This is a genomic window from Sphingobium sp. LMA1-1-1.1 (genome assembly GCF_040676365.1).
Taxonomy (GTDB): Bacteria; Pseudomonadota; Alphaproteobacteria; order Sphingomonadales; family Sphingomonadaceae; genus Sphingobium.
The window spans coordinates 1-261 of the sequence record NZ_JBEGHS010000058.1 but is presented as its reverse complement, the minus strand read 5'-3'; the positions used below and the strand labels follow the sequence as shown (position 1 = coordinate 261).

The 261-nt window shown below is 63.2% G+C and carries 1 protein-coding gene; it reads left to right on the top strand.

Going from position 1 to position 261, the window contains the following annotated elements:
- Positions 1-59 precede the first annotated feature (59 nt).
- Positions 60-261 (top strand): NAD(P)-binding domain-containing protein (locus MRBLMA1_RS20045; protein WP_363739292.1); only part of this gene is annotated, 202 nt, incomplete at its 3' end.

Below are 261 nucleotides of genomic sequence, written 5' to 3'. Positions count from 1 at the left end.
GGTTGTCGGTTATTACGGCTCGCATTGATGGACGGGCGCGGTGGACACGGAGTTTTGTAATGAAGGTAGTTTTCATAGGTCTTGGACGCATGGGGCAGGCGATGGCCCGGCGGCTGCTGGATGCGGGCCATGACCTTGTGGTGTGGAACCGCACGCCGGATCGGCTGCGCGAACTGCTTGACCTGGGTGCGACGCAGGCCGATTCGATCGCGCAGGCCGCCGCGCTTGGCGCGCCTGTCATCACCATGCTCGCCAATGACG